This window comes from Amycolatopsis decaplanina DSM 44594 (genome assembly GCF_000342005.1).
In the GTDB taxonomy this organism is placed as follows: domain Bacteria; phylum Actinomycetota; class Actinomycetes; order Mycobacteriales; family Pseudonocardiaceae; genus Amycolatopsis; species Amycolatopsis decaplanina.
On record NZ_AOHO01000071.1, the window covers coordinates 154,214 to 173,505 of the forward strand.

General features: G+C 68.5%; 21 protein-coding genes. 12 read left to right on the top strand and 9 right to left on the bottom strand.

What is annotated here, in order from left to right; genetic code table 11:
- Window positions 1–20: 20 nt before the first annotated feature.
- Complete coding sequence (locus tag H074_RS29005; RefSeq protein WP_007033636.1) at window positions 21–812, top strand: alpha/beta fold hydrolase; 792 nt, start codon at window positions 21–23, stop codon at window positions 810–812.
- 91 nt (window positions 813–903) lie between these two features.
- Here H074_RS29005 and H074_RS29010 read toward each other — a convergent pair whose 3' ends face one another.
- From H074_RS29010 to H074_RS29025, 4 genes are all read right to left on the bottom strand, one after another.
- Window positions 904–1,461, bottom strand: coding sequence for a sugar O-acetyltransferase (locus tag H074_RS29010; protein ID WP_007033637.1), 558 nt, complete (start codon window positions 1,459–1,461; stop codon window positions 904–906).
- A gap of 247 nt (window positions 1,462–1,708) precedes the next feature.
- Window positions 1,709–2,779: a DUF1996 domain-containing protein gene (locus tag H074_RS29015; protein WP_007033638.1), complete on the bottom strand. Its 1,071-nt coding sequence runs from the start codon at window positions 2,777–2,779 to the stop codon at window positions 1,709–1,711.
- 186 nt (window positions 2,780–2,965) lie between these two features.
- Window positions 2,966–3,712, bottom strand: a complete 747-nt coding sequence (locus H074_RS29020) for an anti-sigma factor family protein (protein ID WP_235096907.1) — start codon at window positions 3,710–3,712, stop codon at window positions 2,966–2,968.
- 5 nt (window positions 3,713–3,717) lie between these two features.
- Window positions 3,718–4,239, bottom strand: coding sequence for a sigma-70 family RNA polymerase sigma factor (locus tag H074_RS29025; RefSeq protein WP_007033640.1), 522 nt, complete (start codon window positions 4,237–4,239; stop codon window positions 3,718–3,720).
- Window positions 4,240–4,527: 288 nt separating this feature from the next.
- On the opposite strand from H074_RS29025, the gene H074_RS29030 reads away from it, so the two are divergent.
- From H074_RS29030 to H074_RS29050, 5 genes are read left to right on the top strand one after another with little or no spacing between them, the layout of a single operon-like run.
- Window positions 4,528–5,088: a hypothetical protein gene (locus H074_RS29030; protein WP_007033641.1), complete on the top strand. Its 561-nt coding sequence runs from the start codon at window positions 4,528–4,530 to the stop codon at window positions 5,086–5,088.
- Window positions 5,072–5,842, top strand: a complete 771-nt coding sequence (locus H074_RS29035; RefSeq protein ID WP_039923604.1) for a DUF4142 domain-containing protein — start codon at window positions 5,072–5,074, stop codon at window positions 5,840–5,842. Before H074_RS29030 ends, H074_RS29035 begins: the two co-directional genes overlap by 17 nt.
- A complete protein-coding gene (locus H074_RS29040) occupies window positions 5,835–6,440 on the top strand; it encodes a ferric reductase-like transmembrane domain-containing protein (RefSeq protein WP_007033643.1) in 606 nt (201 codons plus the stop codon). The genes H074_RS29035 and H074_RS29040 overlap by 8 nt, the downstream gene beginning before the upstream one ends.
- A 30-nt stretch (window positions 6,441–6,470) precedes the next feature.
- Complete coding sequence (locus H074_RS29045; RefSeq protein WP_007033644.1) at window positions 6,471–6,707, top strand: ferredoxin; 237 nt, start codon at window positions 6,471–6,473, stop codon at window positions 6,705–6,707.
- Window positions 6,700–8,040: an NAD(P)/FAD-dependent oxidoreductase gene (locus H074_RS29050; RefSeq protein WP_007033645.1), complete on the top strand. Its 1,341-nt coding sequence runs from the start codon at window positions 6,700–6,702 to the stop codon at window positions 8,038–8,040. Before H074_RS29045 ends, H074_RS29050 begins: the two co-directional genes overlap by 8 nt.
- A gap of 538 nt (window positions 8,041–8,578) precedes the next feature.
- Here the strand turns inward: H074_RS29050 and H074_RS29055 are convergent.
- Window positions 8,579–9,031 carry a winged helix-turn-helix transcriptional regulator gene (locus tag H074_RS29055; protein ID WP_007033646.1) on the bottom strand — a complete coding sequence of 151 codons (453 nt, stop codon included), beginning with the start codon at window positions 9,029–9,031 and terminating at the stop codon, window positions 8,579–8,581.
- A 68-nt stretch (window positions 9,032–9,099) separates the two neighbouring features.
- Between H074_RS29055 and H074_RS29060 the strand changes: the two genes are divergently transcribed.
- Window positions 9,100–10,242, top strand: coding sequence for an MFS transporter (locus H074_RS29060; protein ID WP_007033647.1), 1,143 nt, complete (start codon window positions 9,100–9,102; stop codon window positions 10,240–10,242).
- Here the strand turns inward: H074_RS29060 and H074_RS29065 are convergent.
- The 4 genes from H074_RS29065 to H074_RS29080 are packed head-to-tail and all read right to left on the bottom strand — an operon-like array spanning window position 10,226 to window position 13,865.
- Window positions 10,226–11,377, bottom strand: coding sequence for an acetyl-CoA C-acetyltransferase (locus tag H074_RS29065; RefSeq protein ID WP_007033648.1), 1,152 nt, complete (start codon window positions 11,375–11,377; stop codon window positions 10,226–10,228). The genes H074_RS29060 and H074_RS29065 overlap by 17 nt on opposite strands.
- Window positions 11,370–11,975 carry a TetR/AcrR family transcriptional regulator gene (locus H074_RS29070; protein WP_007033649.1) on the bottom strand — a complete coding sequence of 202 codons (606 nt, stop codon included), beginning with the start codon at window positions 11,973–11,975 and terminating at the stop codon, window positions 11,370–11,372. Before H074_RS29070 ends, H074_RS29065 begins: the two co-directional genes overlap by 8 nt.
- 7 nt (window positions 11,976–11,982) lie before the next feature.
- Window positions 11,983–12,750 carry an SDR family oxidoreductase gene (locus H074_RS29075; protein WP_007033650.1) on the bottom strand — a complete coding sequence of 256 codons (768 nt, stop codon included), beginning with the start codon at window positions 12,748–12,750 and terminating at the stop codon, window positions 11,983–11,985.
- A complete protein-coding gene (locus H074_RS29080) occupies window positions 12,747–13,865 on the bottom strand; it encodes an acyl-CoA dehydrogenase family protein (RefSeq protein WP_007033651.1) in 1,119 nt (372 codons plus the stop codon). Before H074_RS29080 ends, H074_RS29075 begins: the two co-directional genes overlap by 4 nt.
- Before the next feature lie 71 nt (window positions 13,866–13,936).
- On the opposite strand from H074_RS29080, the gene H074_RS29085 reads away from it, so the two are divergent.
- Genes H074_RS29085 through H074_RS29105 form a run of 5 tightly spaced genes read left to right on the top strand, consistent with a single transcriptional unit; the run spans window position 13,937 to window position 19,290 of the window.
- Window positions 13,937–15,427, top strand: a complete 1,491-nt coding sequence (locus H074_RS29085) for a FadD3 family acyl-CoA ligase (protein ID WP_007033652.1) — start codon at window positions 13,937–13,939, stop codon at window positions 15,425–15,427.
- On the top strand, window positions 15,424–16,263 hold the full coding sequence (locus H074_RS29090; protein ID WP_007033653.1) for an enoyl-CoA hydratase: 840 nt from the start codon (window positions 15,424–15,426) through the stop codon (window positions 16,261–16,263). The genes H074_RS29085 and H074_RS29090 overlap by 4 nt, the downstream gene beginning before the upstream one ends.
- Window positions 16,263–17,396: an acyl-CoA dehydrogenase family protein gene (locus tag H074_RS29095; protein WP_007033654.1), complete on the top strand. Its 1,134-nt coding sequence runs from the start codon at window positions 16,263–16,265 to the stop codon at window positions 17,394–17,396. The genes H074_RS29090 and H074_RS29095 overlap by 1 nt, the downstream gene beginning before the upstream one ends.
- On the top strand, window positions 17,393–18,322 hold the full coding sequence (locus H074_RS29100) for an acyl-CoA dehydrogenase family protein (RefSeq protein WP_007033655.1): 930 nt from the start codon (window positions 17,393–17,395) through the stop codon (window positions 18,320–18,322). The genes H074_RS29095 and H074_RS29100 overlap by 4 nt, the downstream gene beginning before the upstream one ends.
- Window positions 18,319–19,290, top strand: coding sequence for an acyl-CoA dehydrogenase family protein (locus tag H074_RS29105; RefSeq protein ID WP_007033656.1), 972 nt, complete (start codon window positions 18,319–18,321; stop codon window positions 19,288–19,290). Before H074_RS29100 ends, H074_RS29105 begins: the two co-directional genes overlap by 4 nt.
- The last annotated feature ends 2 nt before the right edge of the window (window positions 19,291–19,292 follow it).

Below are 19,292 nucleotides of genomic sequence, written 5' to 3' on the forward strand. Positions count from 1 at the left end.
CGCTGTGCTTGACTTCGGCCATGATCTCGGAGAGTCGTTGTCCGGTCGAGGACGGTGAGCTGTACGTCCGCAGCACCGGCGAAGGGCCGCTTCTGCTCCTGATCGCGGGAGGGCTGGGTTCCGCCGACACCTTCCGGGCGATGACGAAGCTGCTCGCGGACGACTACACCGTCGTCACCTACGACCGGCGCGGCCACTTCCGCAGCACGGACACCAGCACCGGCCCGGTCAGCGTGCCGAAGCAGGCCGACGACGCCCACGCGGTGCTCCAGCACGTCGGCGGCGGGCCCGCGAGCGTGTTCGGGACCAGCGCGGGCGCCATGATCGGTCTCGACCTCGTCGCCCGCTACCCGGACGCGGCGACGGTGCTGGTCGCGCACGAACCTCCCGCCATCCAGCTGCTGCCCGACGCGCTCGGCTGGCTCGACGAAGCCAACGCGCAGGTCCGGCTCGCGCAGGCGGGCGACCTGATGGGGGCGTTCAAGCGGTTCACCGACGGGATCGCCGGCGCCGCGCTGCCCGAACTGCGTGCGATCCGGCTGCCGAACGAGGAGGACTGGAAGCGGCTGTTCGGCCGCGAACTGGCCGAGATCCTCGATTACCTTCCCGATCTGCGGGCACTGCGGCGGAGCAGGACCGAGATCGTCCCCGTCGCGGGCGTCGGCAGCCGGGGGCACTACCACTACCAGCCCGCGAAGGTCCTCGCGCTGGAACTGGGGTTGCCGTTCACGGAGGTGCCCGGCGCGCATCTGGCGCCGCAGCGGAACCCCGCCCAGTTCACCGAAGCGCTGCGCGGCCTGCTCGAAGGCTGAGTCAGGGCATCAGGGACAGCTTCCCGACCAGCTTGTCGATCCGGTTGCGCGGGCCGGCGATGCCGATCGCGCGGTAGTCCGGCGAGGCGCCTCAGAGCTCCCGGATGACGCGGGCCGGGTTGCCCGCGGCGAACACCTTCGACGGCAGGTCACGCGTGACGACACTGCCCGCGCCCACCACCGTGTCGTCCCCGATGGTCACCCCGGCGCACACGATGACGCCGCCGCCGAACCAGACGTTGTTCCCGATGGTGATCGGCGCGGCCGATTCCCAGCGCTGCCGCCGCAGTTCGTGATCCTCCATGGGATGCAATGCCGTCAGCAGCTGGCAGCGCGGGCCGATCGAGCAGTCCGAGCCGATCTTGATCGGCGCGCAGTCGAGCAGGATGGCGTCGTAGTTGAGGAAACTGTTGGCGCCGATCTCGATCAGGTAGCCGTAGTCGCACTGGAACCGCGGCATGATCCAGGAACCCTCGCCGAGTTTTCCCAGCAGTTCGCGCAGAATCGTGTCCCGCTCGCCGGTCTCCTCGGCGCCCGTGCCGTTGAACCGGTCGACGAGCGCCTGAGCCCGCCTGCGGTCCGCGACCAGTTCAGGGTCGTTGTCCCGGTACAGCTCGCCGCGCAGCATGCGGTCCTTCTGCTCACCCATGCCGCCAACCTACCGAAAGAGCCCAGCCGGCGAGCCTCCCTCGGGAAGCCACCGGCAGGGCGGGGGAACGCTTGCGGAGCGTTCTTCAGTTGTGTCGATCCGTTTCCGGGTAGGGCCGGCCCGGCGGGTGGGGGAGGTGTAGGGGGCCCCGCCGGGCCGGAGTTTCTCCTTCCTGTGAACTCGTGAGTGGTAAGGATGGTTAGAACCGTCCTCACCACTCACGAGGTGGGTACGGCCGTTCAGGGATTCATTCGCGACACTTGCGGCCCTCGTTGACGCAGTCGACGAGGCGGCCCATGATCCGGCCCGGCATGACGTTCGCGAAATCGTCGTGGTCGGAAAAGGGGTTGTGGTTCTCCTCGGGGAACGAGTCCACTTTGTACTGCCCGTCGGCCTGGATCTGCCGCGGGATCTCGTAGGTCAGTGAGATGGTGAGCTCCGGGACGGCGGTCAGGCCCTTCGCGCACGCGCCGTTCTCGTCGGGGTACTTGATGTGGTCCCGGTGGTTCTCGCTGTCGATGTTGTCACCGTCGAGGCAGCTCGGGAACGTGTGCACGCGCTTGACGTCGCTGCCCTCGGGACAGATCGGGTACTGCTTGATGAGCCTGTCCTCGAAGCCGGTACAGGTCCAGCTCTCCCGCGCGTCGGCGGGGCCGTTCGTGGTGACCTTCGCGTCACCGTAAAGGATCCGGAGGAACTTCGGCATCTCCTTCACCTGCTCCCGGGCGTTGCCCTTGAAGGTGATGTCGACGACCGCGGGCCGCTGGATCTCACCGTCATTGCCGGCGAGTTCGTTTTTCGCGTTCGGTTCGTCGAGTCCGGCCTGGTCCCGGCCGCGCTTCCGGTCGCCCTGCTGTCGTCCGCCTTCTTTTCCGGTGTCGATCCGCACCACCGGCCAGAAGTACGCCGATTCGTCACCGTTCTCACAGGTGGTGCCTGCGCCCAGCAGGCTGCCGTTGTCCGAATCCGCGTTCGTGGAAAGGTTTCCTACGTAATCGTGCAGATGCTGGGCGCCGTTGCGCACACCCGGCTGCGCGATGAAGTTGTCGGGATTGAAATGCCCGTTCTCGTTCCTGCCGCAGTCGACGGTGAACGAACCCGTGGACGCGTTCCGGCCCGGTCTCGGTTTGTCGACATTCGGTCGGACCTTGGTGATGTCCACGAACTGCGACTTGTCCACCTCGTCCGCGGCGGCGCGGCCGGGGTCGCCGGTCGTGGTGGACACCACCAGTCCGCCGACCGCGATCGACAAACCCAGCAACGCGGTCGCGATCTTGGTCCTGCGGGCGATCCGATGGCGCCCTTGATTTCGTGCCATTGACTGCTCACCTCATTCGTTTCCGGGCACGCCGATCACTCGCGCCCGGGCATGAGCCACGCATTTGTCGAATTTCGCGGCGAATCTTCTGTTCGCCCGCCGATCCGGATCCGGCTAACAGGAGATACGGCTCCGACGAGGGAGCGGTTCAAAACGCGATCCGGCCGTTATCTTCCCGTTATAAAACTAGCGGCGTACGACGGCCAGCACGGTGCCGTCCTGCTTGTGGACCTCGAAGCGTTCGATGTCGGCCTTCTGCAATGCCGTCGAACCGGTGATGACGAGTGGATCCGGGGAACCGGGAACGCCGTAACCCTTGGACGGCACGCTCCAGTTGTTGACGACGTAGGCCTCTCCGCCGTGGGAGTAGGCGAAAAGCTGGCAGATCATCGGCCCGATGAGGCCGCGCAGTTCGAGTTCGACGGCACTGCCCCATTCCTTCTCCTGCACCGTGACCTCGGCGGCGACCGCGTTGCCGGCCTCGGACCAGCCGAACGGGGCGGCGCCGCCGTCCGGGCCCGCCTCGCGTTCCCGGGACGGCGTCGGAGACGGCACCACCGACGTGACGACAGTGGGCGCGGCTTGCGTGATGACCGGTTCACGGTCGGTGAGCGAAAGAACGGCGAGCGGTCCGCCGACGACGAGCACGAGGACAGCGGCGGCCGTCGCGAGCCGGATGACCTTGCGACGACGATCCGCCTTGGCGGCGTCCGCGAGCAGCATCCGCAGCACCCGCGGCCCCGGCCCCTTCACGGGCGGGTCCGGCCAGCTCTTCTTGACCATGTCCAGGATGTCGGGCAGGTGGTACATCTCCACCAGTTCGACCTGGCATTCGGGGCACTCCAGCAGATGCGCCTCGAACCTGGCGTGATCCTCCTCGCCGAGGACGCCCAGCACGTAGGCGGCGATATCCGTGTGGACAGCTCCGGACATCTCGCTCACCCCCGCTCCTGCAGCGCCCTGCGCAACGCGCGCACAGCGTGGTGGATCCGCGATTTCACCGTACCCGGCGGAACCCCGAGCGTCGCCGCGACCTCGTTCACGGTGCGGTCACGCAGGTAGGTCTGCTGGACGGCTTCACGTTGTTCCGGGGAAAGATCGCGCAGGGCCTCGTAAACGATCATGGCCGCGAGCGTCTTCTCCGATTCGTCCGGCACTCCGATCGAATCCGACTCCAGTTCCTCCACCTCTTGAGGGCGGGCGCTCCGGCTCCGCCAGCCGTCGATGACGATGCGCCTGGCCACGGTGAACAGCCAGGCGCGCAGCATTTCCGGCTGCCGGTCGAGTTTGCCGGCGTTGCGCCACGCCTTGATCAGCGTCTCCTGGACCACGTCCTCGGCCCACTGACGATCGTGACCGGTCAGCTTCAGCACGAACGCCATCAGGCTCGATCCGAACTCCTGGTACAACGCCCTGATGAGGTCGTCATGCCCGTTCGACGCGGGTTCATGATCGACCATTGGCTGCAGTATCCGAGAGTGGCGTCCCACGCGGCACATCCTTGTGGGATCAGGGGCGATAAGTCCAGTACCAAAACCGCTCCGGCCCGGTTCTCCGAGCGCGGGAAAATTTTTTGAACCGTTTCCCACTCGTGACCGTATCCCCTACCGAAGACCCCGACCCGGCGCTGTCCCCCCGCACCGCCGAATCCACTGTGGATCATGACTGTCCACAGTGGAATTAAATCTGCCCGCACACCATCTCCCCGCGGTGATGGCGTTCTCCTCTGCCCCGACAGGAGGATTTCCGTGAACCCCTTGTCACGCTCGGTCATACCTCTGACCCTCACCTTGGCCGCGGTCGCGCTGACCGCGGCCTGCACCACCGGTACCGCGGGACCGAACGGCTCTCCGGGCGCGGCTTCCACCGCCGGCGCGGCGGGGATCCCGGGAATGCCCGACCCCGCGGCCGAACCGGCCCCCGGTGTCACCGCGGCGATCCTGTTCGACCTCGGGCCGATCGTCACCGACACAGGAGGCTTCACGCTTTATCGCTACGACAAGGACACGGTCAACCCACCCAAGTCGAATTGCGCCGAAACCTGTTCGCGGACCTGGATTCCCGCCAAGGCGGGCGCCGACCTCGTGGTGACCGGGATCGATCGCGCCCTGGTCGGCACCGTGACCAGGGATGACGGCACCGAGCAGGTCACGCTCGCGGGATGGCCGCTCTACCGCAATGTGAAGGACGCGATGCCCGGCAACACCGGCGGGCAAGGCGTCGACGACGCATGGTTCCCCGCCAAACCGGACGGGACGAAAGTGCTGCTCACCGCGGACACCTGGCAGGCCGATGACCTCGGCATCTGACGCCCTCGGTGTGTTCTCCCGCGTGGTGCTCGTCCTGCTGACGACGGCCGTGGTGAGCCTTTTCGGCCCTGTCGGCGACGCGCACGCCCAAGAACTCTCCGCGGCGGACAAGAACCTGATCGTCAACGTCAAACTGGCCGGGCTGTGGGAAATGCCCGCCGGGATGTGGGCGCAGGAACGCGGGAAGAGCAAGCGGACCCGCGAAGTCGGCCGGACGTTGATGATCGATCACGGCAGGCTCGACACCGCGACGCACACCATCGCCGACCGGTTCGGCATCGCCCTGCCGTCCGAGCCGTCGGATCAGCAGTCCGCGTGGCTCGGCGAGATGAAGGCCGCCCGCGACGACAGCGAGTTCGACCGGATCTTCGCCAACCGGCTCCGGTACGCGCACGGTGTGCTGTTCCCCATCATCGCGCAGGTCAGGGCCGGTACCCGCAACGACGTCGTCCGCGACTACGCCACCACGGCGAACCAAGCGGTGCTGCGGCATATGACGCTGCTGGAGAGCACCGGCGTCGTCGACCAGTCGCTGATGCCGGAAGCCCCGGTGCCGCAGTCGAATGCGGCCAACGCCGCGATGGACGTCGGCTTCGGCGACCTCGCCCTCGGCCTGCTGCTCGCGGTGGTGCTCGGCGGCGGACTGTTCTTCGCCGTCCGGACCCTGCGCACCAAGAACACCCGGACCCGCGAACGCGCGGCCGCCGCCGAACCGGATCAGGTTCCCAGTGCCCCAGGAGAGATCAATGTATGACCAGTGGTCCGAGGCGGTGATCGTGCTGACCCAGAAATCGGACACCGACCCCGGTATCAAGGGCATGGCGCAGACCTCCGCCCGGATCTCGTACGGCTTCATGTGCCTCACCCTGTGCTGGGGCGTGTTCACCGCGACCGGCTGGATCAAGTCGCTGACCGGGCGGAAGGCACTGCGCAACTCCCATATGGTGCTCGGCATCCTGACGCTGTCGTTCGGTGTCGTGCACGCGATGTCGTTCCTGTTCCTGCCCGACGGTTTCACCCTGGCGCAGATCTCGATCCCGCTCCTGCCGGGCACACTGGCACGGCACGAACTCGGCGTGATCGGGCTCGAGGTCATGATCGCCGTCGCGCTGACCGGCGGCATCAGCCGGTTCAGCTCCTACCGGCGCTTTCTGTGGATCCACCGGCTCGCCTATCCGGCGGTCGCGATCACCGCGCTGCATTCGTTCTTCGGTGCCATGGCCAACGGGCATCTCGGCCTGCTGTGGTTCGGCGGGATCACGCTGCTGGTCCCCGTGGTGCTGCTGACCACGCTGCGGTTCACGCCGACCCGGTACCTGGAACGGCTGGGCCTGGTCGAAGAACTGGTCTGACGGCCGCCGAACGACTTGGAGAAACGAAAAATGATCTTCGGAAGCATACGGCGCGGCACTCGTGTCAGCGTCGACAACGAGCGGTGCGAGATCTTCGGCTTCTGCGAGATGGAGGCGCCGTCCACCTTCAAGATCGGACCGGACGGCAAGCTCCGCATCCGCCGGATGGTCGACCGGGACGGGTTGGACCAGGCCATCTCCGCCGCCCGGCTCTGCCCGAAACAAGCCATCAGAGTCAAGGGAGAAGGAGCGTACGACGATGAGTGACGGAGATCGGATCGTCATCGTCGGCGCGGGCGTCGCCGGGCTCCGCTCCGCGGAACGGTTGCGGGAACTCGGTTTCGACGGCGAGATCGTGCTGGTCGGCGACGAGCCGCGGAAGCCGTACCACCGGCCGATGGTGTCGAAGGAACTCATCACCGGCGGGGTGAAACCGGTGGCCGCGAGCCTGGAACCGTATCTCGACCTGGACGTCCACTGGCGGCTCGGCACCCGCGCGACCCGGCTCGACACCAAGGAGCGCACGGTGCACCTGCCGGGCGGGGAATCCCTTTGGTACGACGGGTTGATCATCGCGACCGGCGTGTACCCACGGCATCTCCCGGGATCGCCGCGCCACGACCCCCGGGTCCGTGTGCTGCGCACCGTGGAGGATTCACTGGCCGTCCGGCGGGCTTTGGGGAACAGCAACAAGTCCGTCGTGGTGATCGGCAGCGGCCTGATCGGGAACGAGTTCGCCGCGTCGATGCGGTACATGGGCCGGGACGTCACGCTCATCGGCCACGCGAAGGCGCCTTTGCACCGCTTCGGGGAGCGGATCGCGTCGGCGCTCACCAAGGAACATCAGCACCATCGCGCCAAACTGGCGATGAACACCGAGGTGCGGAACTGGATCAGCACCAAGGAGACGGTCGGGCTGCACCTGACCAACAACCAGTTCCTGGTGGCCAGCTGCGTGGTGCTCTCGATCGGCAGCGTGCCGGCCGTGGACTGGCTGCGTGGTTCGGAGCTGACCATCGACGACGGTGTCCTGTGCGAATCGACCCTGTTCGCCACCGGGGCGGAGGACGTCGTGGTCGCCGGCGACGTCGCGAAATGGCCGAACCTGCGAATCGACGAGATCCCGCGTCGGGTCGAGCACTGGATGAACGGCGTCGAATCCGGGCGCGCGGCGGCGGAAAGCCTGATGCTGGGCCGGGGCAACGCGCGGCCGTACACGCCGCTCCCCCGCGCCTGGTCGTCCCTGTACGACGCACGGTTGCAGACCGCCGGGATGCCGTCGCTGGGCAAGGACACGATCGAACTCTCCGACGGGGTCACCGGTTTCGTCCGCGACGGCAGGCTCATCGGCGCGGCGGGCTGGGACCGGCCGAAGGCGATGATCCACTGGACCGCCGAACTCGACCGGCGGCTGCCGGTGCCCGAGCCGGTGTTCCCCGCGCCCGTTCCCGTGCCCGCTCTCGCCGAGCCGTCGCTCGCGGCGACGCCGATCGGGGAGGACATCCTGGCCCCGTTCGAGCGGGACTTCCTGTCCGACACCCCGACCGAGGCCGTTCCCGCCCCGGAGAAGATGCCCTGGGCTCGCGTTCCCGCCGGGTGACCCGGGATCGCGAACGGACCGGGGCCGCGCGCGGCGGCCGCGGTCCCCTCAGGTGGCGGTGGGTCGCCGGGCCACCGCACCCACCGCCACCCCTGGGGACGCCGGAAGGTACCGGGACCGACAGTGATTCGGGCTCCGTCGGTACCGCCCTCCAGAGTCCCCGTATCCGGTCGGGGCCCTTTCAGGCTTGACTCACCTGGGAGGGCCCTGATCCATGACCTCATAAGTGACAGGGACGGTTCTGGCGTACCGGTATTCGCTTACCTACTGGACCTGACCCGATCTTGGTGCCGCCGTGTGTCGGTCGCCGGGTTTGAGTGGCACAGCCTTGATCAACGGAGGATTCGGGACGTTGAGCGTCCCGGATCTTCCGTTGATCAAGGTCCGGAACCGGGATCACCTCGCGTCGATGAAGGAATCGGGACGTTGAGTGTCCTGATTCCTTCATCGACGGTCCCGATACCCGCTGGGATCGTCGCCTTCGTGCAGGTCGGCAGCCCGCACCTCACATCAGCAGCAGGGGCACCGTGTTCACCACTCACGAGGACGGCGGCTTCACCACCACGGTGTCGTCCGGCCCGACGACACGCCCGTCCGAGGCCCGGACCTCGAGCCCGCGTAAAGGACGACCGCCCTCGCGGTCCACCAGTTCCGACCGCGGCTCCCCCTCGGGGAAGAAGTGCGTCTCGCCCCATTGCCGCAGCGCGACGATCACCGGGAACAGGTCGCGCCCCTTCGGCGTCAGGACGTACTCGCTGTAGGTGCTCCCGTCCGACGCCGGGACCATGTCGAGCACCCCGTGTCCGACGAGCGCTCGCAGCCGGGCGGACAGGATGTTCTTCGCGACGCCCAGGCTGCGCTGGAACTCCCCGAAGCGGCGGACGCCGTCGAAGGCGTCGCGCACGATCAGGAGTGACCACCAGTCGCCGATCGTGTCGACCGAGCGCGCCACCGGGCACGGAGCTTCGTCGAACGTCGTTCGCTTCACCATGGTTGCATCTTACAACCGGAGTGCTCTACCGTCCGAGTGGTAGCAAGTTGAAACCATCTGGAGGGTCTGTGCACCGCGGTGTCGTCCTGTTGTTCGCCGTGGCCGCCGGGACGGCCGTCGCCACGATCTACTTCGCCCAGCCGTTGCTCGTCACGATGGGCGCCGATCTCGGCATCGCCGCGTCGACCGTGGGCGGCATCGTCACGCTCACACAGCTCGGCTACGGCCTTGGCCTGTTCCTCCTGGTCCCGCTCGGCGACCTGCTCGACCGGCGGCGGCTCGTCGTCGGCCAGCTGACACTGCTCGCGATCGCCGAACTGGTCGCCGCGACCGCCGCGAACGGCGTGGTGCTGTTCGCCGGGATGGCGGCGATCGGCGTGCTCGCGGTGGTCACGCAACTCCTGGTCGCCTTCGCGGCGTCGCTGGCCGATCCCGCCGAGCGCGGGCGCGTGGTCGGTCTCGTGACGACCGGCGTCGTCCTCGGGATCCTGCTCGCGCGCACCGTGTCCGGCACGCTGGCCGACCTCGGCGGCTGGCGCGCGGTGTACGTCGTGTCCGCGGGCGTGACCGTGCTGATCGCGATCGTGCTGTATCGCGTCCTTCCCGCCACAGCTGGAGGAAAGGCCATGACCTACGGGCGGTTGCTGCGGTCCACGTTGTCCCTCTTTGCCGAGGAACCCGTCTTCCGGATGCGCGGCACGCTCGCGCTGCTGATCTTCGCCGCGTTCGGCACCTTGTGGAGTTCGGTCGCTTTGCCGCTCACCGAGGACGGTCTGTCACACACCGCCATCGGTGCGTTCGGCCTGGCCGGGGCCGCGGGCGCGCTGGCGGCGGCGCCCGCCGGGCGGCTCGCCGACCGCGGCCGGGCGCGGTGGACGACCGGGTTCGCGCTCGGACTGCTCCTGCTGTCGTGGGTGCCGCTGGGGTTCACCCGCGCGTCGCTGTGGGCCTTGGCGGCGGGCGCGATCCTGTTCGACCTCGCCGTCCAGGCCGTGCACGTCACGAGCCAGACCTTGATCTACCCGCTCCGGCCGGACGCCGGCAGCAGGCTGATCGGCGGGTACATGATTTTCTACTCGGTCGGCAGCGGCCTGGGCGCCATCGGCTCGACCGCCGTCTACGCCGTCGCGGGCTGGACCGGCGTCTGCCTGCTCGGCGCGACGTTCAGCGCAGTGGCACTCGCCGTGTGGAGCGTCAGAGCCGCTCGATGATCGTGACGTTCGCCGTTCCGCCGCCTTCGCACATCGTCTGCAGCCCGTAGCGCCCGCCTCGCCGCTCGAGTTCGTGCAGCAGGGTCGCGAACAGTTTCGTTCCGGTCGCCCCGATGGGATGACCGAGCGCGATCCCGCCGCCGTTGACGTTGACGCGGTCCGGATCGGCGCCCGTCTCCTCGATCCACGCCAGGACGACGCTCGCGAACGCCTCGTTGACCTCGAACAGGTCGATGTCGTCGATGCTCAGCCCGGTCTTCCGCAGCGCGTGCGCGGTCGCCGGGATGGGCCCGGTCAGCATCCACACCGGATCGGCCGCCCGCACGGAAAGGTGATGGATCCTGGCGCGCGGGGTCAGTCCGTGTTCCCCGACGAACTTCTCCGACGCGATGAGCGTCGCGCTGGCGCCGTCCGAGATCTGGCTGGCCACGGCCGCCGTGATGCGCGAACCCTCGCTCAGCGGTTTCAGCCCGGCCATCCGTTCCATGCTGGTGTCGCGCCTGGGCCCCTCGTCCAAGGCGACACCGGCGAACGGTGTGATCTCGGCGGCGAACCGGCCTTCGTCGATGGCCGCGATCGCCCGCTGATGACTGCGGAAGGCGAACTCCTCCATCGCCTCACGGGTCAGATCCCAGTGTTCGGCGATCATGTCGGCGCTGCGGAACTGCGAGACCTCGACACTGCCGTACCGCTCTTGCCAGCCCTTCGAGCCGGAGAACGGATCGTCGAAGCCGTACTCACGCCCGGCCAGCATCGCCGCGCTGATCGGGATGGCGCTCATGTTCTGCACGCCGCCGGCGAGCACGAGGTCCATCGTCCCGGACAACACCGCCTGCGCGGCGAAGTGCACGGCCTGCTGACTCGAACCGCACTGTCTGTCGACCGTCACGCCCGGCACTTGGTGACCGAACCCCGCCGCGAGCCACGCGGTGCGCGCGATGTTCCCGGACTGCGGCCCCAGCGTGTCGCAGCAGCCGAGGATGACGTCGTCGACCAGGTCGGCGTCGACGCCCGCTCGTTCGACGACGGCCTGGATGACGTGGGCGCCGAGGTCTGCGGAATGGACGCCGCTGAGCGCTCCCCCGCGTTTGCCGACAGGGGTCCGGACCGCGTCCAGTACATAAGCTTCAGCCACGGCGCTTCCTTGTCTTCGTCGCGATGCCGTCCAGCAGGATCCCGAGGTACTGCTGCGCGACGTCGTCCGCGCTCAGCCTGCCGCCGGGGTTGTACCAGCGCACCGCCACCCAGACGGTGTCACGGATGAACCGGTAGGTGAGTTCGACGTCGAGGTCCTCACGGAACACGCCCGCCGCGATGCCGTCGGTGAGAATCCCGTTCCACAGTTTGCGGAACTCGGTGTTGCGGTCGTTGAGGTAGCCGAAGCGCGGCAACAGCATCAGGTGCTTCGCCTCGGACTGGTAGATCGCCACCTCGGCGGGCCGCCGGTGAATGGATTCGAACGAAGCCACGACGACGGCTTCGAGCGTTTCCCGAGGGCCTTTCCCTTCCGCGACGATCTCGGCGTACGCGCCGAAGAGTTCGTCGAGGAAGCCGGTGAGGATCTCGTCGGCCATCGACTCCTTCGAGTCGAAATGGTGGTAAAGGCTGCCCGAAAGGATGCCCGCCGCGTCCGCGATGTCCCGCACGGTGGTGGAGACGTAACCGCGCTCGGCGAACAGCTTCGCCGCCAGGGCGAGCAGTTCGGCGCGGCGGGACCCTGGACTGGCTTTCATTGCTACCTCACGCATGCTGGGAACTCACGGACACGACCTCGCCGGTGAGGTACGACGAGTACTCACTGGCGAGGAACACCATCACATTCGCCACCTCCCAGGGTTCCGCCGCCCTCCCCGACACCTCGCGCGCGGTGAGTTCGGCGAGCAGGTCCTCGCTGGTCACCTTGGCCAGGAACGGATGCATCGCCAGGCTCGGCGCGACCGCGTTGACCCTGATGCCGTGTTCGGCGACGTCCACGGCCGAGCACCGGGTGAGCGCCATGACACCCGCCTTCGCGGCCGCGTAGTGGGCCTGCCCGGCCTGTGCGCGCCACCCGATCACGGACGCGTTGTTGACGATCGCCCCGCCGCCGCCCTGCGCGATGAACCGGTTCACCGCGGCCCTCGTCGCGCGGAACGTACCGTTGAGGGTCACGTCGACGACCCGGGCCCATTCGTCGTCCGCCATGTCCACAATGGACTTGGTGCCGCCGAGCCCGGCGTTGTTGATGAGCACGTCGATACGGCCATAGCGCGCGGCTGCTCCGTCGATGAGCGCTTGTACTTGTTCTTCCCGGGTGACGTCACAGGGAATCGCGTGGACGTCGCCGAGTTCGGCCGCCTTCTCGCCGAGGCGCCGCTCGTGCCAGTCGCTGATCACGACACGGGCGCCCTCTTCCAGCGCGCGTCGCGCCACCGCGGAACCGATCCCGGTGCCGGCCGCCGCCGTCACCACGACCACCTTGTCCCGCAGGAGGTTCGCCCCCTCGGGGTACTTCGGCACCGGGATCACGGTCGCACCTCCCTTGGCAGGCCGAGCACCCGCTCGGCGATGACGTTGCGCTGGATTTCGTTGGAGCCGCCATAGATCGTGTCGGCCCGGGTGAAGAGGAAGAGCCGTTGCCAGGCGTCGAGTCCGTCTTCCGCGAGCATGCCCCGCGCGCCGCGGACGAGCATCGCCAGTTCGCCGAGGTCGCGGTGCCAGTTCGCCCAGACCAGCTTGGACACTTCGGCCACGCCCGGTGACGAGTCGCCGAGGGTGCGGATCGCCTGCGCCCGCATGACCTCCAGGCCGACCCAGGCGCGGTCGATCCGTTCGGCGATCACCGGGTCGTCCGGCGCGATCCTGGTGAGTTCTTCGAGTTCCCGGCGGAAGCCGACCTGCTGTCCGAGCGTCGCGACGCCGCGTTCGAAGGCGAGCGTGCCCATCGCCACGCGCCAGCCGTCGCCGGGCTCACCGACGACGAGGTCTTTCGCCGTGCGGGCCCCGTCGAAGAAGACTTCGTTGAACTCCGAAGTCCCGGTGAGCTGCTGGATCGGGCGGACCTCGATCCCCGGCTGCCGCATCGGGACGAGCAAATAGGACAGTCCTTTGTGGCGTTTCGAACCGGGCTCGGTGCGGGCGAGGACGAAACACCAGTCGGCCACGTGCGCGAGAGACGTCCACACTTTCTGGCCGTTCAGCACCCATTCGTCGCCTTCGAGGGTCGCCGTGGTCGACACCGCGGCGAGGTCGGACCCGGCGCCGGGTTCGGAATAGCCCTGGCACCACAGTTCGTCGACGGCCACGATCGGGGGCAGGAAACGTTTCCGCTGTTCCGGTGTGCCGAAAGCGATCAGGGTGGGACCGAGGAGTTCCTGTGCCAGATGACTCACCCTCGCCGGCGCGCCCGCTCGCGCGTACTCCTCGTGGAAGACGACCTGCTGTTCGAGGGTCGCGCCCCGGCCGCCGTGCTCGACCGGCCAGCCGACGCAGGTCCAGCCCGCCGCGGCGAGCCGCCGCTCCCACTCCACGCGTTCGCCGAAGGCCTCGTGTTCCCGGCCGGGACCGCCCAAGCCGCGCAGTTCCGGCGGCAGGTTTTCCGCCAGCCAGGTGCGCACACGGTCACGGAAACCGTCCTGAGCCACGCCTGCCTCCTCTAGCCAAACCAGAGCCTGCTGCGTAGGCTACCCTACCAAGCACTTGCTAGGGAGGCTCGATGTCCGAGGGGACCATCCCGGCGGCCCTCGACAGGGCCGCGGAGCGCTTCGCCGGGCGGGAAGCGCTGGTCGACGGCGAAGTCCGGCTCACCTACGCCGGACTGGCGCGGCGGGTGCGGCAGGCGGCGCGGTTCTTCGAGGGCCACGAGCGGGTCGCGATCTGCTCCCCCAACACCTGGCACTGGGTCGTCGCCGGACTCGGCGCGCTGTACGCCGGAGCGACGCTGATCCCGGTCAACACCCGCTTCACCGCCCGCGAAACCATCGACATCCTCGAGCGCGCGAAGGTTTCCGCGCTGGCGATCACCGGCACGTTCCTCGGCACGGACCGGCTGGCGGATCTCGGCTCCTCCCGCCCCGGCACCGTGGTCCGCATCCCTGTCGAAGGCCCCGGCGAACCCGTCGACGGCGTCACGGAATGGGACGCGCTGGCCGGGTACGACGACTCTTTCACCAGTCCTGTCAAGGCGGACGACGTCAGCGACATCCTGTTCACCTCCGGGACCACCGGCCGCAGCAAGGGCGCGATGAGCAGTCACCGGCAGGCGCTGAGCGTCGCCGACGCCTGGGCGGACTGTGGTGGGTTGACCGAGGAAGACCGGTACCTCGTGATCAACCCGTTCTTCCACAGCTTCGGCTACAAGGCGGGAATCCTCGCCGCGGTGCTGCGAGGGGCGACCCTGTTGCCGCAGCGCACCTTCGACGTCCGCGAAACCCTGCGGATCGTCGAAACCGAGCGCGTCACGGTGCTTCCCGGCGCGCCGACGATCTACCAGGTGCTGCTGGACGCGCCCGAACGCGCGAATCACGACCTGTCCAGCCTCCGGCTCGCCGTCACGGGCGCCGCCACCGTGCCGGTCACGCTCGTCGAGCGGATGCGGACGGAACTGGACTTCGACACCGTGCTGACCGCGTACGGACTCACCGAAGCCGTGGTGGCCACGATGTCCCGCCCCGAAGACGACACCGGACTAGTGGCGAACTTCTCGGGCCGCGCGACGGCCGGCTTCGAGGTGAAACTCGGCGAGCACGACGAAGTCCTGCTGCGCGGGCCCAACGTCATGCTCGGCTATCTCGACGATCCGGACGCCACCGCGAAGGCCGTCGACGCCGACGGCTGGTTGCACACCGGCGATGTCGGTGTGCTGAACGAACGCGGTTATCTGAAGATCGTCGACCGGATCAAGGACATGTACGTCTGCGGCGGGTTCAACGTCTACCCGGCCGAGATCGAGCAGGTGCTGAGCCGCCTGGACGGTGTCGCGGAAGCCGCCGTCGTCGGTGTGCCGGACGAGCGGCTCGGCGAGGTCGGCAAGGCCTTCGTCCGGCTCCGCCCCGGGGCCGGACTGTCCATAGAGGATGTTTTGGCGCACTGCGAAGGCCGGTTGGCCAACTACAAGACCCCTCGATTTGTCGACTTTGTGGCGGAGCTTCCGCGAAACCTGTCGGGGAAGGTGTTGAAACGCGTGTTGCGGGAGGAGAACGGATGACCGTCGAGTACGAGCGACACGGGCCGGTGGCCGTCGTCACGATGAACCGGCCGGAGTACCGGAACGCGCAGAACTCGGCGATGACCTACGCGCTCGACGCGGCGTTCACCCGCGCCGTCGACGATCCCGAGGTCAAGGTGATCGTGCTGGCCGGGGCGGGGAAGCACTTCTCCGCCGGGCACGACATCGGGACACCGGAACGCGACGTGGACGTCTCGTTCGAGCGCAAGGCGGTCCTGTGGTGGGACCATGTCGGCGCCGAGGGCGGTGATCAGCGGTTCGCCCGCGAGTCGGAGGTCTACCTCGGCATGTGCCGCCGGTGGCGCGAGATCCCGAAACCGACCATCGCGAGTGTGCAGGGCGCGTGCATCGCGGGCGCGCTGATGCTGGCGTGGGTGTGCGACCTGATCGTCGCCTCCGATGACGCGTTCTTCGCCGATCCCGTGGTGCGTATGGGGATTCCCGGAGTCGAGTACTTCGCGCACCCCTGGGTCCTCGGTCCGCGCGCGGCCAAGGAAGTGCTGTTCACCGGCGAGCGCTTCACGGCACAGCAGGCCAAGGAATGGGGCATGCTGAACCGCGTCGTGCCCCGCGCCGACCTCGAAACCGAGACGATGGCGCTGGCGGAGAAGATCGCGGTGATGCCGCGGATGGGACTCGCGCTCGCCAAGAAGGCCGTCAACCAGGCCGAGGACCTGATGGGCCTCCGGTCCGGCATGGACTCCGTGTTCGGGCTGCACCACTTCGCGCACGCGCACAACGCCGAGGTTTCCGGCGGTGACTCGCTGGGCGGGCAGGACGCGCGCTCGATGCGAGACGCGAACAGGACCTCGTGATGGATCTCGATCTCGACGAACGCACGCTCGCCTTCCGCGACGAAGCCCGCACTTGGCTCGCCGCGAATGTCCCCGCCCAGCCGCTGAAATCGTTCGACACCGCCGAAGGATTCGCGCAGCACCGCGTCTGGGAATCCCGGTTGGCCGACGCCCGCTGGTCGGTCGTCTCGTGGCCGCGCGAGTTCGGCGGGCGGGACGCGAGCCTCTTGGAGTGGGTGCTGTTCGAGGAGGAGTACTACGCGGCGGGAGCACCGTTGCGGGTCAACCAGAACGGCATCTTCATGCTCGCGCCCACGCTGTTCTCCCATGGCACGGAAGAGCAGCAGCGCCGCATCCTGCCGAAGATGGCGCGTTCGGAAGAAGTCTGGGCGCAGGCCTGGTCGGAGCCCGAGGCGGGCAGTGACATCGCCGCGCTCCGGAGCACCGCCACCCGCTGCGACGGCGGCTGGCGGGTCAGCGGCCAGAAGACGTGGAGCTCACGGGCGACGTTCGCCGACCGGGCGTTCGGCCTGTTCCGCAGTGATCCGGACTCCGTGCGGCACAAGGGTCTCACCTATCTGATGGTGGACCTGCGGTCCGAGGGCGTCACCGTCCGGCCGATCCCTCAGCTGGACGGCGAACCGGGGTTCGCCGAGATCTTCTTCGACGACGTCTTCGTCCCCGACGAGGACGTGATCGGCTCACCTGGCGAGGGCTGGCGGGTCGCGATGACGACGGCGAACAACGAACGCGGACTGTCCTTACGCAGTCCCGGCCGGTTCCTCGCCGCGGCCGACAGGCTGGTCTCGCTCTGGCACGACGCCGGGCGCCCCGCGCACACCGCGGACAGGGTCGCCGACGCGTGGATCGGCGCGCGGGCCTACCAGCTGTACACCCTCGGCACGGTCACCCGCCTTTCCGACGGCGCCGAGCTCGGACCGGAATCGAGTGTCAACAAGCTGTTCTGGTCGCACCTCGACGTCGCCCTGCACGAGACCGCGCTCGACATCCTCGGACCGGACGCCGAACTTCAGGGCAGCTGGAGCGACGGCTGGCTGTTCTCGCTGGCGGGACCGATCTACGGCGGGACCGACCAGATCCAGCGGTCCATCGTCGCCGAACGCCTGCTCGGCCTGCCGAAGGGGGCTCGATGAGGTTCACACTCTCCGGTGAGCAGGAGCAGTTTTCCGGCAGCCTGAACGATCTTCTGTCCGGTGTGGACACCGACTCGGCGAACCGGTCCTGGGCGGCGGGCGATCCCGGCCCCGGGCTCAAGATCTGGCGTCGGCTGGCGGAACTCGGCGTGACCGCGCTGGCGGTCCCCGAGAAGTACGACGGGCTCGGCGCCACACCGGTGGATCTGGCCGTCGGCTTCGAACGGCTGGGTCATCACTGCGTGCCCGGGCCGTGGACCGACACCGTGGCCGTCCTGCCGTCCTTGCTGGACGACGAGCTGCTGACGTCGGTCGCGTCCGGCGAGACGCTGGCGTCGGTCGCCTACGCGCCGCACGTGCCGTATGCCTTGGATTCCGACGTCGCGGACGCGCGTCTCGCCGTCGAGAACGGCAGGCTGCGCGCGTTCGCCCCCGGCTCACTGCTGTCCTCTGTGGACGGCTCACGACGGCTGTTCCCGCCGGTGACCGGAGACGATCTCGGCATGGCGCTCGACGCGGACCGCGCTTTCGAGCTGGGCTGTCTGGCCACCGCCGCGCAACTCCTCGGCGCGGGACGCTGGCTGCTCGACACGTCGGTCGCGTATGCCACCCAACGCAAGCAGTACGGGCGCGAGATCGGCGGGTACCAGGCGGTCAAACACCTGCTCGCCGATGTCGCGACCGGACTGGCGCTGGCCGAACCGCTGCTGTTCGGCGCGGCCGTCACCCTGGACCGGCGCGACGTCTCCGCGGCCAAGGTGGCGTGCGGCGACGCCGCGCACCTCGCCGCCCGGACCGGGCTGCAGGTGCACGGCGCGATCGGCTACACCGCGGAACACGCGCTCGGCCTGCGGCTGACCAGGGTCCGCGCGCTGGTCGGCGCCTGGGGCACGCCGCGGTTCCACCGGGAGCGGGTGCTGTCATGACGTTCACCGCCGAGCAGGACGCGCTGCGGGACAGTGTGCGGAAACTGCTGGACCGGGAAGCGGATCCCTGGCCGGAGCTGTGCGAACAGATCGGTGTGGCGGCGTTGGCCGTTCCCGAACGGTTCGGCGGGCTCGGCGCCGGGACGACGGAGCTGCAGGTGGTCGCCGAAGAACTGGGAAGGGTCCTCGCCGACGTCCCGTTCCTCGGCTCGGCCGTGCTCGCCGTGCACGCGGTCCTGGCGACGGGCAACGACGAAGCTTGCGAGCGTCTGCTCCCCCGCCTCGCCGAAGGGGTCGTCGGCGCGGTGGCCTGGACCGGTGCCGAGGGCGGCTGGGATGTTCCCGCCTGCCGCGTCGTCGACTCCACCGTGGAGGGTGAGGCGCACTACGTCCTCGACGGTGACGAGGCCGAGATCCTCTTGGTCGTGGCCGGCGGCTCGCTGTACGAGGTCTCCGATGCCCGCCGCGTCCGGACTCCGGCGATGGACGAAACGCGGCGGCTCGCCCGCGTGACTTTCGATCGTGCTCCCGCGCGGCTGCTCGGCCCCGTCGACCTCGTCGCGCTGCGGGACGTCGCGTGCGCCGTCCTGGCCGCCGAACAGGCCGGGGCCGCGGCACGGGCGTTCGAGCTGACTGTGGAGTACAGCAAGCAACGGCACCAGTTCGGCAGGCCGATCGGCGGATTCCAGGCCTTGAAGCATCGGATGGCGGATCTCCACGTCCTGGTCGAGACCGCGCGTTCGGCGGCTTACGCGGCTCCGGAGTCGAGCAGGCTGGCCGCGGTGGCGAAGGTGCATTGCTCGGAGGCGCTGGCGACGGTGGCGGGCGAGATGATCCAGCTGCACGGCGGGATCGCGATCACCTGGGAGCATCCGGCGCACCGCTATTTCAAGCGGGCGCACGGCGCGGCACACCTGTTCGGGTCGCCCGGAGACCACATCGGGCGGGTGCGGCCGCCGTTATCGTGAGC

Bases quoted from the DNA above. Each gene is read 5' to 3' on its own strand.
- H074_RS29085 (WP_007033652.1), top strand. From the start codon at position 13,937: ATGTCCGAGGGGACCATCCCGGCGGCCCTCGACAGGGCCGCGGAGCGC.
- H074_RS29025 (WP_007033640.1), bottom strand. From the start codon at position 4,239: ATGGTCGATCATGAACCCGCGTCGAACGGGCATGACGACCTCATCAGG.
- H074_RS29055 (WP_007033646.1), bottom strand. From the start codon at position 9,031: ATGGTGAAGCGAACGACGTTCGACGAAGCTCCGTGCCCGGTGGCGCGC.
- H074_RS29015 (WP_007033638.1), bottom strand. From the start codon at position 2,779: ATGGCACGAAATCAAGGGCGCCATCGGATCGCCCGCAGGACCAAGATC.
- H074_RS29050 (WP_007033645.1), top strand. From the start codon at position 6,700: ATGAGTGACGGAGATCGGATCGTCATCGTCGGCGCGGGCGTCGCCGGG.
- H074_RS29020 (WP_235096907.1), bottom strand. From the start codon at position 3,712: ATGTCCGGAGCTGTCCACACGGATATCGCCGCCTACGTGCTGGGCGTC.
- H074_RS29100 (WP_007033655.1), top strand. From the start codon at position 17,393: ATGAGGTTCACACTCTCCGGTGAGCAGGAGCAGTTTTCCGGCAGCCTG.
- H074_RS29010 (WP_007033637.1), bottom strand. From the start codon at position 1,461: ATGGGTGAGCAGAAGGACCGCATGCTGCGCGGCGAGCTGTACCGGGAC.
- H074_RS29105 (WP_007033656.1), top strand. From the start codon at position 18,319: ATGACGTTCACCGCCGAGCAGGACGCGCTGCGGGACAGTGTGCGGAAA.
- H074_RS29005 (WP_007033636.1), top strand. From the start codon at position 21: ATGATCTCGGAGAGTCGTTGTCCGGTCGAGGACGGTGAGCTGTACGTC.
- H074_RS29045 (WP_007033644.1), top strand. From the start codon at position 6,471: ATGATCTTCGGAAGCATACGGCGCGGCACTCGTGTCAGCGTCGACAAC.
- H074_RS29070 (WP_007033649.1), bottom strand. From the start codon at position 11,975: ATGAAAGCCAGTCCAGGGTCCCGCCGCGCCGAACTGCTCGCCCTGGCG.
- H074_RS29035 (WP_039923604.1), top strand. From the start codon at position 5,072: ATGACCTCGGCATCTGACGCCCTCGGTGTGTTCTCCCGCGTGGTGCTC.
- H074_RS29090 (WP_007033653.1), top strand. From the start codon at position 15,424: ATGACCGTCGAGTACGAGCGACACGGGCCGGTGGCCGTCGTCACGATG.
- H074_RS29095 (WP_007033654.1), top strand. From the start codon at position 16,263: ATGGATCTCGATCTCGACGAACGCACGCTCGCCTTCCGCGACGAAGCC.
- H074_RS29040 (WP_007033643.1), top strand. From the start codon at position 5,835: ATGTATGACCAGTGGTCCGAGGCGGTGATCGTGCTGACCCAGAAATCG.